General features: G+C 34.3%; 10 protein-coding genes. All 10 read left to right on the forward strand.

Annotation, left to right across the window (positions count from 1 at the left end; all coding sequences use genetic code 11):
- The first annotated feature begins 63 nt into the window (after window positions 1-63).
- Window positions 64-1,878, forward strand: coding sequence for a hypothetical protein (locus QY331_14705; protein ID WKZ69209.1), 1,815 nt, complete (start codon window positions 64-66; stop codon window positions 1,876-1,878).
- A 301-nt stretch (window positions 1,879-2,179) separates the two neighbouring features.
- The gene (locus tag QY331_14710; protein WKZ69210.1) at window positions 2,180-2,884 is read left to right on the forward strand and encodes a GDSL-type esterase/lipase family protein; all 705 of its coding nucleotides are present in this window, start codon (window positions 2,180-2,182) and stop codon (window positions 2,882-2,884) included.
- 18 nt (window positions 2,885-2,902) lie between these two features.
- Window positions 2,903-4,354: a hypothetical protein gene (locus QY331_14715; protein WKZ69211.1), complete on the forward strand. Its 1,452-nt coding sequence runs from the start codon at window positions 2,903-2,905 to the stop codon at window positions 4,352-4,354.
- Between the two features lie 35 nt (window positions 4,355-4,389).
- Complete coding sequence (locus QY331_14720; GenBank protein WKZ69212.1) at window positions 4,390-5,862, forward strand: MBOAT family O-acyltransferase; 1,473 nt, start codon at window positions 4,390-4,392, stop codon at window positions 5,860-5,862.
- 17 nt (window positions 5,863-5,879) lie between these two features.
- Window positions 5,880-7,355 carry an MBOAT family O-acyltransferase gene (locus QY331_14725; GenBank protein WKZ69213.1) on the forward strand — a complete coding sequence of 492 codons (1,476 nt, stop codon included), beginning with the start codon at window positions 5,880-5,882 and terminating at the stop codon, window positions 7,353-7,355.
- A 116-nt stretch (window positions 7,356-7,471) separates the two neighbouring features.
- Window positions 7,472-10,390 (forward strand): tetratricopeptide repeat protein, encoded by a 2,919-nt coding sequence (locus QY331_14730; protein ID WKZ69214.1) that lies wholly within the window; start codon window positions 7,472-7,474, stop codon window positions 10,388-10,390.
- A gap of 16 nt (window positions 10,391-10,406) precedes the next feature.
- Window positions 10,407-11,219, forward strand: a complete 813-nt coding sequence (locus tag QY331_14735) for a M23 family metallopeptidase (GenBank protein WKZ69215.1) — start codon at window positions 10,407-10,409, stop codon at window positions 11,217-11,219.
- 21 nt (window positions 11,220-11,240) lie between these two features.
- Window positions 11,241-13,283 carry a SpoIIE family protein phosphatase gene (locus QY331_14740; GenBank protein WKZ69216.1) on the forward strand — a complete coding sequence of 681 codons (2,043 nt, stop codon included), beginning with the start codon at window positions 11,241-11,243 and terminating at the stop codon, window positions 13,281-13,283.
- Between the two features lie 164 nt (window positions 13,284-13,447).
- On the forward strand, window positions 13,448-14,401 hold the full coding sequence (locus QY331_14745) for a transglycosylase SLT domain-containing protein (GenBank protein ID WKZ69217.1): 954 nt from the start codon (window positions 13,448-13,450) through the stop codon (window positions 14,399-14,401).
- An 11-nt stretch (window positions 14,402-14,412) separates the two neighbouring features.
- Window positions 14,413-16,380 carry a cation:proton antiporter gene (locus QY331_14750; GenBank protein WKZ69218.1) on the forward strand — a complete coding sequence of 656 codons (1,968 nt, stop codon included), beginning with the start codon at window positions 14,413-14,415 and terminating at the stop codon, window positions 16,378-16,380.
- Window positions 16,381-16,385: the final 5 nt, after the last annotated feature.

Genomic DNA, 16,385 nt, shown 5'->3' on the forward strand with positions numbered 1-16,385 from the left:
GTATATATGAAGTAATTTTGATAAATTATATGATTAGTTATTTCAATAGACCGAGGTAAAAAAATGGGCATTCTATCAAAAGGTCAAAAAAGCGCTGACAAACTTATTCAAGAAAATGATGAATTAAAGAATAAGCTTCATTCCGTACTGGATAAGTACAGCAGTCTTGAAGAACTCGATGAAAAGTTGTCAAAAGCTCGCAAAGAATTATCGGAAACAAATCAAAAAGAAAAAGAATCCGATAGCATGCTTAAAACATTGGAAGCCCAAATCGGCGAGAAGAAAATTGAACTCGAAGTTCTTCAGACAAACATTACCGAATTAGAAGAATTAAGAGAAAGTATTCAAAAATCTGTAGAAGAATATCAAGCAGAAAGTACAAAGTATAAACAGATTAAAGAAGATCAAGAAGAAAGAAACAGATGGCTTACCGAAGAGATCTCTTACAAGCAAGATGAACTCACCAAGCTTAATACTGAAATAGCTTCACAACACGAAAAGCAGCAAACCACAGCTCATGCACTTTCGGAACTTGAACAAAGAATTGCCGGACTTCGAGAGGAAGAATCTAGAATAATTCATCAAATAGAAGCAAAAGAAGAAGAATACGAAACTGTTGAGAGAACTTTCAAGGAACATCAAGAACAAAACGAAATATTTGAAAATCAGATCGGTGAAATAGAATCAAAAATTTCCGGACTTAAAAAAGAAGCAGAAGAAATCGAAGAAAGACTAATTTCTCTTCGCAATAAAGAAAATGAAAAAAATGAAACAATAAAAAACTTTGATGAAAAACTTTCCGCAATAGAAGAGATCAAGCTAAACTTAGAAAAAAGCTTATCGGTTCTAACCAATCAGCTTGCCGAAAAAGATCTTCTTTTTAACGAATACAATTCTAAAAGAGAAGAATATGTAAGCGAACTAAATACAAAACAAATTGAACTAAGCTCGATAAAAGAAAGCATTTCTCTTCATAAAGAAGAATTGGAAAAACTTGAAACAGATTTACAAACATTGAAGGAAAAGAAGGCAACTCTTGATGAAGAAACAAGAAGAGCAGAGACAATAAAGAATGAAATTAACGAAACAACACTTGCAAGAAGAGAAGAAGAAGAAAAATTATCCGCGGCACTTTCTACTTTAAAAACACGAATTAACGAAATGGAAAGTAGAAAATTTGATATAGAAGAAAACAAGTTACAAATTGAGAACAAGTTTAGTGAAACAATTCAGAAATTTGCCGATGAAATTAAAGATTCAAGTTCTCGCCTGTCTAAATTAAAACAACAAGTAATTGATAAAGAAAAAGAACTTCGTGAAAAAGAAGAATTGCTTTTGGATAAGACTGCCCAAATTGCAGAGTATTCCGGACTAAATAAAGTTATGCAGCGTGAACGATCTGCCGCCGAGCAATTCTTAAACTCACTAAAAGAACAACAAAATGATTTGTTCGAAAATGTTGAGCGATTGAACAACAAAGAGAACAAACTCCGTCTTGACATAAACAGGATTCGACTAGAAAACGAAGCACTTCACAAGCAGCGCGATGAACTTGAAAAAGATCTTCAACAGTTGATTGATCAAATAAGTAAGAATTATTCCGAAGCAGAAAATAGAAACACCGCAATTACCGAGGAGCTGAGTAAAAATGAAAAATTGGCAGAAGAATTAGAAGAGAAAGTTGAAACCGCAAAACAAAATCTGCAGGAGCTAAAAAGCGAAACCGCAAAAAAGGAAATCGAAAAAGAAGAATACGCTGCAAAAATTTCTCAGTTAATTGCTCTCGAAAAAAAATTACAAACAAAAATTTCTGCTTTTGAGAGACAATTAAATGAGGACAAAAGATCGGATGGACAAATTCCCCAAGAGGAAAGTTGATTATCTTCGATCTAATAAAAGTACACACTGTCTATAATTGAGATACTCCATCTCCTTCTACTTTTTCTATTTGATGGGAATTTCGATCAAATTTACAGCCTTGCATCTTGGTATTCTATTTGATTCATATTAGAATTACAAAGAGACAACTCCACAATTTATTAGCATTAAAGCATTTATGAGTTCTGGTTGATTTTTTACATTAACAGAGTCATCATAAATTACTTATTTACTTTTACATGGAGTCTATTTATTTTAAGTACCTAAAAGCAAGTTTATTCCCAAAAGAGACAAACTTTCTATGAAAAAATTCCTCCTTATCATCTCATATATTTTTTTATTTAGCAATTTAGCAGCTCAATCAACATACAGTTATCTCCAAAATCCGATCTATCAAAGACAAATTGAATTCTATAAAATTTATAAACCCGTTAATACAAAAGTTGTAATGTTGGGTAATTCACTAACGCACGGTGTAGATTGGAATATGTTGTTAGGCAGAAACGACGTAACGGAAATGGGAATTGTGAGCGATGTACTATCCGGGTATTACAATCGTTTAACATATGTCACAAAATTAAAACCAAAAGTTTGTTTTGTACTTGGTGGACTGAACGATCTTTATCAATGGATTCCGGTTGAAACAATTTTCGAAGATTATCAGAAAGTAATTGAACGCCTTCAGCGAAATGGAATTACTGTTGTAATCCAAAGTACGCTTTATGCCGGACGTGATTGGGGTAAAGATTGGCTCGCGGCAAATAATCCGGAAGCAAATGCATCCGAAGTGAACGCCGAAAGAAATATTCAAGTCGATAGACTAAATAACTTGCTTAAAAATTATGCAGCAAAAAATAATATTGAATACATTGACCTTAACTCACTTATGAGTAGAGGCAATTTCCTTCGGTCCGAATTAACTTATGATGGTGTGCACTTGAATGCAGCCGGTTATAAAATTTGGGGACGCGAAGTCGAAGAGACTTTAAAAAAATTAGGTTTATAAAGAGAGAGAGGAGCAGCAATGAAAGAAAATCGTGCCGGAGATACACTTAAATTACTATTAATAGCAACCATTCTATTACTTGGTTTTTCGTATGTACCAATCGATTATGAAATAATGGGATTAAAATTACATACTGTAGATCTTTTTTCAGATTTGACAAAAGAATCAGAGTCGGATGAAGAATTTGACTACGATGACGATTACTTCGAAATGCAAGATGATTTCTTTAATACAGATGATTCTTCAGAATCACATGATTCGAGTTTTGATGTAGAACTCAAGAATAATCAAGTTAATCTTGCCGGTATGGGAATTGAAAATATTATTCGTGAACTTGGCGAAGATTTTTATTTCTTCTCACCTTCTCCGCAAGGCAAAAATGAGCCGATTAGAGGAAACACAGCTCAGTTAAAAAACTTTTTCAATCAATTGAAAAATTCTAAATCAAAAATTGTGCGTGTTGCACACTACGGTGATTCTATGATTGAAGGAGACCTTGTAACTGCGGATTTACGCCAAGAATTCCAACGAAAATTTGGTGGTGAAGGGGTTGGCTTCCTTGGTTTAACTTCACAGGACACAAAGTTTAGACAAACCACTTCTCAACGATTTTCAAATAATTGGGAAACAGCCGCTATTTATTCGAACAATCCAAAAAATTTACCGGTTGGTATCAGCGGTGAGATTTTCATCCCTCAAGGAAATAGCTGGGTAGAATTCGAAACTTCCAGAAGATATAGAACTGTAAAAAGCTTTACTAAGTTCAGATTATTTTATAGCCATGCAAAAAATTCCGAAGTAAAATACACCATTGACGGCTCTACAAATGGTACAATCAAACTAAAACCAGGAAATGGAGTCCAGGAATCAGTTGTTGAAGTTGGAAAAAATGCTAGTAAGCTAAGACTAGAATTTACAAACGAACAAGCATACTTTTATGGTGCAAGTTTAGAAGGCGGAAACGGTGTTTATATTGATAATCTTCCATTACGTGGTAATTCCGGAGTTGATTTAAAAAATATTCCAGCCGATGTATTAAAGGATTTTGCCCGAATATTGGATTATGATTTAATCATTTTAGAATTCGGTTTAAATGCAGCAGGTTCTGTAACGTCTCGTTATGATTGGTATGAAAGAGAAATGGTAGCTGTTGTAAATCATTTAAAATCTGCGTTCCCTCGCGCTTCTATACTAATGATTAGTGCACATGATAAGAGTGTTAGAAAAGGCTCACAATTTGTAACCGATCCGGCAGTCGTCACATTATTAAAATCACAAATGAATATTGCTAAAACAGCAAATGTTGCCTTTTGGAATATGTTTGAAGCAATGGGTGGCTTAAATTCAATGCCCAAATGGGTTGACGCTAACCCACCTTTAGCATTTAAAGACTACACTCACTTCAACGGTCAGGGTGCAGAAAAAATTGCAAATATGCTTTACAATGCATTAATGGATGAAAATAAATAGTTAAGCAAACTAGAACTTATTAAGGGTATCTGTTAATGGACTTTAATTCGTTTGCACCTAACCTTGTAGAAATTTTAAAATACAATCCGCTTCAGCCGTTGTTATTTAACAGCGGCTTTTTTCTGTTTTTCTTTCTCTTCATTTTAGTTTTTTATCGATTCTTCTGGCATAATTACAGAGCAAAGGTATTTTTCCTTATGACAATGTCGCTCTATTTTTATTTTAAATCGAGCGGTGTCTTTTTTGTTCTCATTATCATAAGCTCAATAATAGATTTCATTGCCGGGAAAATGATTCATGATTCGGAATCACCGGGTTATAGAAAATTTTTGCTGGTTGTTAGTTTGGTAATGAATCTAGGAATACTCGGATACTTTAAGTACACAAATTTCTTTTTAGATACATTCAACCAAATTGGCGTTAGTAATTTTGATATGCTTGATATCTTCCTTCCGGTCGGAGTTTCTTTCTTTACTTTTCAATCAATGAGTTACACAATCGATATTTACAGAAGGCAGCTTGAACCTGAAAAGAAGTTTGCCGATTTCCTTTTCTTCGTTTCATTCTTTCCTCAACTTGTAGCCGGACCAATTGTTCGTGCATCGGATTTTCTTCCTCAAATTAAAAATGATGTCTTTGTAAGCCGTGAAGATATTGGTAGAGCTCTATTTTTAATAATTGCCGGTTTATTTAAGAAAGCAGTTATTGCAGATTATATTAGTATAAATTTTATTGACAGAGTTTTCGAATGGCCGACAAGATTTACGGGTGTTGAAAATTTAATGGCTCTCTATGCATATGCAATTCAATTGTACTGCGATTTTTCGGGTTATTCTGATATGGCAATCGGTCTTGCATTATTGCTAGGATTTAAACTCCCTATCAACTTTAATTCACCGTATAAAGCCGCATCAATCACCGAGTTCTGGCAAAGATGGCATATTTCTCTTTCAAGCTGGCTCAGAGATTATTTATATATCGGTCTGGGCGGAAATCGAAAAGGAAATATTCGAACTTATGTCAATCTCATTTTAACAATGCTGCTCGGTGGTTTATGGCATGGTGCTTCATGGCGTATGGTAATCTGGGGATTGATACAAGGAACTGCTTTAGCAGTTGAAAGAAAATTTGGTATCCACAAATGGACACAAAAAAGTAAACTAAATAGATTTATCGGCTTTGTTGTAACATTCAACCTTTTTACTTTCACTTTGCTTTTTTTCAGAGCACAGTCTCATCAAGTCGCGTTAGAAATGATTTCACAGATGTGGAATTATTTTAATCCGGAAGTCTTTATTCAATTTATTGAAGGATATCCTTTAGTTTGCATCCTTATCTTGATTGGTTATTTAACTCATTTCACACCAACCAAGTGGGAAGATAAAGCACAGAAGTTAATCACCAATCTACCTTTTATAGGTAAAGCCATTTTAATTGCTGTTGTTATTTGGGTTGTTGCTCAGTTTAAAACAGCAGACATTCAACCCTTTATTTACTTCCAATTTTAAATTTTTGGGAGAGGCGAATGTTTGAAAGCGATTTGTTTCAGAACATTATTGAATTACTGAGTTATGATCCGTTTAGACCACTGTTATTCAACAGTGGCTTCTTCCTTTTCTTTTTTATCTTCATTTTAATTTTCTATCGCTTCTTCTGGAGAAATAAACGAGCTAAGGTATTCTTCCTTACCGTTATGTCCCTCTACTTTTATTATAAATCAAGCGGCCTCTTTTTCTATCTTGTTATTTTAAGCTCTATAATCGATTTCATCGCTGCTAAATATATTTATGCGGTTGAATCTGGTAGTAAAAAGAAACTCTATTTAATACTAAGTTTAATTACTAATCTGGGAATACTGGGATATTTCAAATACACAAATTTTTTCATCAATACCGTAAATAGTATCAGTACAGGAAGCATTGAATTTGTTGACATTTTCTTACCCGTCGGTGTTTCGTTTTTTACTTTTCAATCAATGAGTTATACGATAGATATTTATAAGGGAAATTTGGAACCTGAAAATAATTTTATTGATTTTCTTTTCTTCGTTTCTTTTTTCCCTCAATTGGTTGCCGGACCAATAGTAAGAGCAAAAGATTTTCTTCCTCAAATTAAAGAAGATGTTTTTGTTACAAAGGAGGAAATTGGTAGAGCGTTATTCTTAATCATTGCCGGATTACTAAAAAAAGCAGTCATTGCAGATTATATAAGTATAAATTTTATCGACCGAGTTTTTGAGTGGCCTACTCGATTTACAGGTGTTGAAAATTTACTAGCTGTGTATGGTTATCTTATTCAAATCTACTGTGATTTTTCAGGTTATTCCGATATGGCTATTGGTTTAGCTCTTCTTCTCGGTTTTAAATTGCCGATGAACTTTAATGCGCCCTATAAAGCTAAAACAATAACCGAATTTTGGCAGAGATGGCATATTTCTCTTTCAACTTGGCTCCGCGATTATTTGTATATCTCTTTAGGTGGTAATCGTAAAGGAAATACGCGGACTTACATAAACTTAATGTTAACAATGCTACTCGGTGGATTATGGCACGGTGCTTCATGGCGGTTTGTAATTTGGGGTGCCTGGCACGGATTAGCATTAGCTGTTGAACGTTTTTTTAATCTTCCCAAATGGATTTCTAAACAGAATATAATTATTAAAATATTATCTGTTTTTATTACGCTTCATGTTTGGGCACTATCAATGATTTTTTTCCGTGTTCAAGAATATAATACTGGCTTTGAAATGTTAAATCAGATTATACACTATTTCCATTTTGAAGTCTTGTTCCAATTTATTGAGGGATATACTTTAGTATTTATTCTTATTGTAATTGGTTATGTATCACATTACATACCTGAAAAGTGGGAAGACGCAATACAAAAAATAATCACTAATTTACCGTTAATAGGCAAAGCAATTTTAATTACCATCGTAATTTGGTTAGTTGCTCAATTTAAAGCTTCGGATATTCAGCCGTTTATTTACTTCCAGTTCTAGTTTTCTGCAACTAATTACACAAATTGTAGAAATACGCAAATAAACCTTTATATGATTTCGATTTTGTGTTATTTTTAATATATACTATTATTGTGATTTTTGACTATCCAAAATTTATGGCGAGACGTATAAATATTAAACTCAAATTTGCATATCGAATAATCGGTCTCGTAATTTTCATTATCACTCTCTCGATTTCTTTAAATGCTCAATCCGCTTCAGAGCTAAAGGAATTTAAACAACGAGCAATAGGTCATATGCAAGCCGGAAGGTTCGGCGAGGCAATTGATCTCCTTGACAAATATATCGCCGCAAATGCACGTGAAGCTGAAGGTTATAATTTGCGAGCAATTTGTTATGAAAACCGATCTCAATATCAAAATGCAGTTCTAGATTTTAGACGTGCAATTGCTCTTGAACCGGGAACTCAAGAATACCGAAATAACTTAAGTCGAGTTATTGAAGTTTGGTATGCTCAACTTCGTAAGAAAATTGAAGGTCATCAACGGGAAATTGCGATCGATCCTAATAATCCATTCAACTATTTGGAGATAGGAAAATCATACAGATGGATGGAAATGTGGCCTGAAGCCGAGCTTTGGTATGATGAATATCTTTTACGCGATCCAAATGCTTCTCCGGATGAAATTATTAGATATACTGAAATCCTAGCAAAAACAGGAAGTATTGTTAAGGGCGAAAAAATTCTTAGAGAATATGTGGGAAGATATCCGGATGACTGGAGACTATGGAGCCGTTTCGGGTATTTCCTTTTGTGGCTTGCAAAATATAATGAGGCGAGAACCGCATTTGAAACTGCCCTTGGTTTCAAACCATTTTTTAAAGAAGCTCAAGATGGATTGGATATTGCCCGAAGTGAAGCTTATGTGACCCAAGAAGACCCGCGTTCATTTGAAAGAGTTTATCCGATTGATAGATTTTACAGCATTCTTAGAAGAAACCCCGATGATGATGACACACGGTTTCAGCTTGTTGAAGCTTTAATCCAGGAAGAAAGAATAGAAGAAGCATATCAGCAGCTTCAAAGATTAGCTATTCGTCATCAAGGTGAAGAAAAGTTTGATGAACTTTGGAATTATGTTGTTACTTATCGTGATGAAACTTACAGGACAAAGGTTGAAGAATTCCAAGCTCGTTTAGAACAAGATCCTCAAAACCTTCAGGCTATTAAAGGCTTAGCTCAGTATCACGAATACCTTCAAGAATATGATCAAGCATTGCAAGTGCTTGATAATTATTTTTCACTTGTACCGGATGAAAAAGATGCAGCGCTTCGATATCAATATGCAAGAGTTAATGCATGGGCAAGGTATTTTGACAGGGCAATCGATTTGATGGATGATTTGTTAGTGGATTATCCGAATAATTTAGATTATCAGCTATTCAGAGCACAATTATCGATTTGGACTAACCAAGACGTTGAACTTGCCCGCGAATATCTAACTAATGTATTAGAAGATCGCCCGGAAAATGTTGATGCGTTAATCGCAATGGGTTCACTGATGTTAATCGATAATGATTTTGAGGGTGCACAATCTTATGCTGATCAAGCCAAAGCAATAGACCCCAATAATAGCGAAGTGGTTAAGCTTGAATCCAATATTGATTTTCAAAAACTCCGTTATGAGGAAGAGCAGTTATTAAAAATTCTAAATCAAGGACGAGAACTTGTAATGGAAGGAGAATATCAGATGGCTCTTCCCTATTACGAAGATTATCTCAATCAAGCGGAACCGAATAATTTAATTAAAAAGGAATACGGTGATGTTCTTTTTGGTGCGGATCGTTTAGAAGATGCAAAAAATGTTTATGATGAAGTTTTACTCGACGGATACTTCTACGATGCCGAACTTCAAAGAGCAAAAGTTGCGTACGCACTAAATGATACTACAGGGGCAATAAGTTATTTTAAAAAATTAAAAAACGAAGAACCTTATGAATTTGAACCAAGATTATATCTCGGTGATTCTTATGCAAAGGCACAATTATACGATATGGCTCGCGAAGAGTACGATTCACTTTTAGCTTGGGAAGATTTGGATTCTACTGAAATAGCTTTAATTGATATACGCAAAGGTTATCTGCCTGTTACAGGTTTGGCCGCAATATTCGAAACTTTCCCAAACTATATTGGTTTAGCACCGCAAGGTTCGTTTTACTCTGACAATTTGAGTTTCCGTTTTTGGCAGCTCGGTGCAAGAATGGAATTGGGATTTACCTACTGGTTAACTTTCGGAGTATCTTATTTCAAAACACAGATGAATGCAAATGCGTCTAGTTTAAACGAGGATGTTATATCAACATATAATTTTACCGGTGATAAAACATTCACTTCGTTTAAGGGTCACATGTATTTACGATTTATTCCTGATGTTGTAATTGGTGCCAGTTTTGGTCAAGCAAATGTCAACGGATTTGAAACACGGGATGAATCTGAAGCATTTATAAATTACGAGAGAAAAGATACGGTTCAATTAAATTTCCAATACATGAATACAGATGCTGCTCTAATTTTATATTCACCTTATTTAATTGATAATCGTTTATTCACAACATATTATAGAATCGGTGGTTATTTAAATCATAAAAATGGATTTCATTTTTCAGGTTACTTTTCTTATTTAACGGTAACCGATGGTAATGAAGGAAACGATTTACAATTAAGAATCGGTAGAAGATTTCTACCGGAAGTAATAGCGGGATATGAATATTTTTATTCCAATTATAAATACAATGCAGATTTTTATTACTCTCCGAACAACTTCGAATCACATAGTTTATTCCTCGATTCATATTTAGAAAAGAAAAAACATTTGGAAATTAAACTTGGCGGAAGAATTGGCTTTGTACCGGCAAGTAATTTTTTACTTTTATCAGCTTACCTTGATATGAACTTGAAAGTTTCACAACGATTGAATATTCAAGGCCGATTGAATTTAGGAAGCACTTCACGCGACAACGCAAGTTATAAGTACATTCAAGGTCAGCTTTCCGCTTATTGGACAATTTATTAAAATCTCTTCAAAAGTTATGATTAGAAATTTATTAGCAATATTAATTTTACAGGCGGTAATCTATTCTCAATCCGTTAAATTATTTGGCACTGCACAACCTGGTAACGCATTAATTGGATTCGGAGAAAATATCTCACAAGTTATGTTGAATAATCAAAAGATAATGGTTGATAAAAGCGGCACTTTTTTCATCGGATTTGATAGAGACGCGGAAGGCACACATTTATTAAAGATAAAATATAACGATGGTAAATCTGAAGTTAAGAAGTTGGAACTTCCTAAACGTGAATATGACATCCAGAGAATAAACAGTACAAAAAAACAATTCAGCACTCCGCCTGAAGAAGAATTGCCGCGCATTGAAAGAGAACGTCAATTAATGAGAGCTGCCCGAAATAAAATCGGTAAAATTGATACAGCTTATTTTTCATCAGGCTTTATTCTTCCCATTAAAGGTGGAAAGCTAACCGGAGTTTTTGGAAGTCAACGTATTTTGAATGGTGTTCCCCAAAATATTCATAATGGATTGGATTATTCGGCTCCAACCGGAACAGATGTTTACGCTATGGCCGATGGTCTTGTACAAATTGCCGGAGATGATTTTTATTATAACGGTAATTTTGTTTTAATTGATCATGGACAAGGATTATCTAGTGTGTATCTGCATTTCAGTAAGTTAACTGTTGAAACCGGAGAGTTTGTTAAGAAAGGACAAAAGATTGGTGAAGTAGGTTCAACCGGTAGATCTACAGGTCCGCACCTGCATTGGGGAGTTAATTGGTTTAACAATAAGATTGACCCTCATTCATTACTAGGTTTCGGATTTTAGTTTTTTTTGATGCAAAGTATTATGGGTCGATATTTGAGATTATTTCTTATAGCTACAATTATTTTAACGACTTTTCACCTTGCTCAGGGTAAAGATGAAAAATACTTTACTCTTTCTCCTGATTCTTTAGTTACGCGAGGCGAGATTTATACAGGAAAGAATTGGAAGTATCATCCAGGTGATAAATTAGAGTGGGCTTATCCGAGCTTTAATGATTCTGCCTGGGAAATTTCCGCAACTTCTTTAAATGGAATTGAACATCCCGAACAAGAATTCCCCGGGAAAGGATGGTTTCGGTTACATTTAGTTGTGGATTCATTGCTTATCAATGAACCAATTTCTTTTGATTTATGGCTTGCCGGCGCTGCCGAGGTCTATGTTAACGGAGAAAAAATCCTTACTTACGGAAATATTAATGATGATGGAAGCATTAAACATTACAATCCAAGTTTACCGAAAATTATAAGTTTTGCTCAAAGAGAAAATTTAATTGCCATAAGATATTATAACCCTGATTATGATCAGATGCATAGGAGAAATTTTACTCCTGGTTTCTTTCTAGAACTAGGATATCCGTCAGAGATCTTACCGGGTCGACATGAATATTTAAGTGAAACTTTTCTAGTAAGAAATGTTTTTATGAGCATTTCTTTGGTGCTTGCAATTCTTCACTTATTCCTCTTCTTTTTCGATCGATCACAAAAGCAAAATTTGTTTTATGTTTTATTCTTACTCTTTTTTACTCTATTTATTTACATTAATTTAAGTCCATTTTACAGCAACGATATTCAAGCACTATTCTTCTTGTACCGAATTGCTCCCGGTGTTCTTGTATTCACAATTTTATTCGGTTCAACTACTATCAATTCAATCTATAGAGAACATGGCAAGTACCTGAAGTATTTCATTTTCGTGGGTGTAATATTAGGATTGCTGGGATACTTACTGAGCACTATTTTAATTTGGTACATCATATACGCGTTTATCATATTAGTTTCGATTTGGGGAAGCCATGTACTTTACAATCCAAAACACAGTAGGAACTCTAAAAGTGATTGGTATCTAAGAATCGGATTTGGTGTAATGGGTATTATGGGAGTCTACCAGATGCTGCTTAGTTTTGGATTGCTTGCTAATTGGGGAATTGGAATGCCGTTTATTTATGGTGTTATAATTTTCATCCTTTCAATGTCCATTGCTTTGGCTCGTGATTACGTTACTACAAGTAAAAAATTGAAATTGAAGCTTGAGGAAATTCAAGAGCTTTCAGAAAAAACATTGCAGCAAGAGCTAGCCGCCAAAGAATTGGATATTCAAAAAAGAATTCTTCAAGCGGATAATAAACGTAAAACCGATGAACTCGAAGCTGCAAGATCAGTTCAGCTTGCTATGCTGCCGCAATGTTTAAATGATATTGAAGGTTTGGATATTTGTTTCGATATGAAAACGGCAACTGAGGTTGGAGGCGATTATTATGATTATAAAATCGGTGAAGACGGAACTTTAAACATTGTTCTCGGTGATGCAACCGGTCATGGCATGAAAGCCGGGATTATGGTTGCAAGTATCAAGAGTTTATTCAGTGCACTGGGTTTGAAAATGATGATCCCGGATTTCTTTAAAAAGTGTACTGAGATAATTAAGAGCATGGCGCTTGGTAATTTGTTCATGTCAATGGTATTTATTAGAATTAAAGGAAATACAGTCATTGGAAGTTTAGCAGGGATGCCGCCGATATTAGTTTATAGAAAAAAGCAAAATATTATCGAGGAAATTTTACAGAAAAGTATGCCGCTGGGTGCGTATCTAAACTTTCCTTATGAAAGCTTTCAAACCGAGTTTAATAGCGGAGATGTAATTCTTATTCAAAGTGACGGATACATCGAGTTGTTCAATGCACAAAAAGAAATGCTGGGCGATGAGAAATTAAAAGAATATTTCCTCGATGTGGCGGATAGTAGTTCCGATAAAATTGTAACGACTCTTTTTGAAAAGGGTGACCAATGGCGAAAAGATCATCCGCAAGAAGATGATATCACTTTTGTGGCCATTAAAAAGAAATGATTTTTTCTCTTCGTTTTAATAAATCGATTCTGCTTTATAGTAATACCAAAAGTTTGTAAATTCAGATCAATTCATTCTGCCTCGGTTGATTTTCAATTTTATTTTAGCCAAGATTGATATAATAATTAACGATTATATTCATTTTATAATTTTTAGAGATTTGTATGAGTTCAAAAAGTTTTTCCCGCGTTCATGTTATTTCACTTTATTTATTGCTTGCTGTATCTATATTTTTTCTTCTGAATTTTTACGTTCAGATCGAAGAACAAAAAGTAACTACACCTCCCGAACCTTATCCTCAAAATTACAGAATCGTAGTTCCGCCAATACCCGATAATATTGAAATTTTCGGAGAACGCGTTCCACTTGAAGATATTGATGTTCGTGAAAGATTAGAACGTGAAATAATTGTAAACACTTATTGGCATTCATCTACTTTATTGATGATTAAAAAAGCAAAAAGATGGTTTCCGATTATAGAACCAATTCTTAAAAAAAATAATATTCCCGATGATGTAAAATATATTTCGGTAATTGAAAGCAATTTAGATAATGTTATCTCCCCTGCCGGCGCAACCGGCTTCTGGCAATTTATGAAAGGAACCGCACCAAAATACAATATAGAAATTAGGGATGAAGTTGACGAACGGTATCACCTTGAAAAATCTACTCAAGCTGCTTGTGATTATTTGATGGAAGCATACGAGAAATTTGGAAGCTGGGCAACTGCTGCTGCAAGTTATAATATGGGAATAGACGGAGTTAGAAAACAAATTGAACGCCAAAAGACCAGCAACTATTATAACTTCACCTTAAATCCGGAAACATCAAGATATCTATTCCGGGCAATTGCTATGAAGCTTATTTTAAATAATCCGGAAGTCTACGGTTTTAATGTTGAAGAATTTGAGAAATACATGCCATATGAAACATATGAAATAGAAGTTACCGAAGATATTACCGACTTGGCAATTTGGGCTAAGGACAAACAAATAAATTACAAGTGGTTGAAAATTCTCAATCCTTGGTTACGAGATAACTACTTAAAAGTACCTAAAGGAAAATCATATAAAATAAAATTACCCGCACCGGGTTCTGTATATATTATTCCGGAATAAACAGGCATTAAATGGAATTCAAATTACTCAATGATATTGTTATCATATTCGCTTTATCGATTATAATTCTTCTGATCTTTCATAAATTAAAACTTCCTACCATTATTGGTTTCTTAATAACAGGTGTACTTACAGGTCCTTTCGGATTTGGGTTAGTGGAATCGGTACATCAAGTTGAAGTACTTGCCGAAATAGGTATTCTTTTACTGTTGTTTACCATTGGCATTGAGTTCTCATTTAAGGAAATGGTACAGCTTAAGCGTTCTGTTTTAATCGGTGGATCAATTCAAGTTTTCTTAACCACTATAATTGTTGCATTACTATTCAATTTCTATGGCGGAAATTTTAATGAAGCTATTTTTATAGGATTTCTTGCCGCGCTTAGTTCAACAGCCATCTTACTTAAAAGTTATAGTGAAAAAGGCGAGATGGAAACTCCGCACGGAAAGATTCTTCTCTCAATTTTGATATTTCAGGATATTATCGTTGTACCGATGATTTTATTCACTCCGATTTTAGCCGGATTAAGCGGTAATCTAATTACCGAAGTCTCAATTTTATTACTGAAAGCATTGGGTGTAATAATATTAGTATTTATTGGGACTAAGTATGTTGTTCCGTTTTTACTTCATCACGTTGCAAAAACTAGGAGCAGAGAACTATTCTTATTCACAATTCTCGTTATTTGTTTTGGAATCGTTTGGGTTACAGGCGAGCTTGGATTGTCACTTGCACTTGGTGCTTTTTTAGCCGGACTTATTATTTCGGAATCAGAATATTCACATCAGGCTTTAGGTCATGTGATGCCTTTCCGTGATGCATTTTCAAGTTTGTTTTTTGTCTCCATCGGAATGTTGTTGGATATAAAGTTTTTATTAAACAATTTACCGGTAGCACTTGGCTTAACACTAATCGTGGTTATTGTTAAATCAGTCATCGGCGTTACTTCGATTAAAATACTAAGAATTCCATGGCGTATTTCAATTATTGCCGGTTTAGCTCTCGCTCAAGTTGGAGAGTTTTCATTTATTCTTGCTAAGACAGGTATGAGTTTCGGATTTTTAAATGAAAATTTTTATCAAAATTTTCTTTCTGTTTCAATATTGACAATGTCTCTCACACCGGTTTATTTGAAAATTTCACCACTTATTGGAGATATAGTTGCGAAGATTTTTAATGATAAATTTCACTCATCCGATTCTTCAGGAATACATGATTATTTAGAAGATCATTTAATAGTTGTTGGCTTTGGAATAAACGGAAGAAATCTTGCCCGTGCTGCAGTAAAAGCCAACATACCGTTCATTGTTCTGGAAACTAATCCGGATACAGTAAAAGAGGAAAGAGAACATGGAATAAATATAATTTTTGGAGATGCGGTTTATCCCGATATACTAGCCCAAGCAAATATTAAAAAAGCAAGAATTATTGTGATTGCAATAAATGATCCAACTGCCGTTCAAAGAATTGTATCACAAGCAAAAGCCGCAAATCCGAATGTGTTTATTATCGTTAGAACGAGACATGTCAACGAAGTTGAAACATTGCAAAAACTCGGGGCGGATGAAGTAATTCCTGAAGAATATGAAACCTCTATCGAAATTTTTGCGCGTGTTTTAGTTAAGTATTTGATACCACGTAATCAAATCGAAAAATTTATTCACGAAGTTCGTTCTGCTGATTACCAAATGTTCAGATCATTATCTGAAGATATTGCTCCAATGCAAAATTTAAAATTACAGTTCCCCGATTTACGGCTATGCAATTTTGTAATAGAAAAAGAATCCAGCCTGGCAAATAAATCATTGGCAGAACTTGACTTAAGGAATAAGTATGGTTTCTCAATTTTTGCAATTAAAAGTGGAAACGAAGTAATTGGAAATCCACATGCTTCAACAATACTTAGAGAAGATGATATAGTTTTTGTTCTCTCCAAAGTAGAAGATATCGCAACTCTAACAGATATTTTCAGTGTTTAGAATAT

Source organism: Melioribacteraceae bacterium (assembly GCA_030584085.1).
In the GTDB taxonomy this organism is placed as follows: Bacteria; Bacteroidota; Ignavibacteria; order Ignavibacteriales; family Melioribacteraceae; genus SURF-28.